Below are 635 nucleotides of genomic sequence, written 5' to 3'. Positions count from 1 at the left end.
GGCGGGAAATCCCCGCCGTTCCTGTCGTCAACCCTGGCGGATCAGGAATCGCCGCCGTAGACGTCGAACTTGAAGTACTTGTCGTTGATTTCCTTGTATTTTCCGTTGGCCCGAATGGCGTCGATCGCGGCATTGAACTTGTTGACCAGGTCGGTCTCGCCCTTGCGCACGGCAATGCCGGCGCCCGGACCATGGATCTCGACCACCGGCTTGATCGCCCCGACCAGCTTGCAGCAGGCGCCGTCAGGCGAATCCAGCCACTGCTGCAGCACGACGATGTCGTCATTAGCGGCATCGAGGCGGCCATTGGCGAGATCGAGCTGGTATTCCTGCGCGGTCGGATAGGGCTTGACCGTGCTGTCGGTGTAAGTCTTGCTCGCGTAGTTGAAATGCGTGGTCGCGGCCTGCACGCCGATCGTCTTGCCGGCCAGGTCTTCCTTGTTCACGCCCTTGATGTCGCTGTCTTTCGGCGCGACGATCGCCGGCGGTGTGTTGTAGTATTTGTGGGTGAAATCGACCTTTTCGGCGCGCTCGGGCGTGATCGACATCGAGGCGATGATGGCGTCGAACTTGCCGGCCTGCAGCGCCGGGATGATGCCGTCCCAGTCCTGGGCGACGAAGGTGCACTTGACCTT

Annotated in this window: 1 protein-coding gene; it reads right to left on the bottom strand. The window is 61.4% G+C overall.

What is annotated here, in order from left to right:
* Positions 1-41: 41 nt before the first annotated feature.
* A partial coding sequence (locus EN742_RS36930; protein WP_128333992.1) for a transporter substrate-binding domain-containing protein occupies positions 42-635 on the bottom strand: 594 nt, incomplete at its 5' end.

The sequence above is a fragment of the Mesorhizobium sp. M4A.F.Ca.ET.020.02.1.1 genome, from assembly GCF_004022645.1.
Taxonomy (GTDB): domain Bacteria; phylum Pseudomonadota; class Alphaproteobacteria; order Rhizobiales; family Rhizobiaceae; genus Mesorhizobium.
Note: the sequence above shows the minus strand (reverse complement) of the source record. Positions and strands in the feature narration are given on the sequence as shown.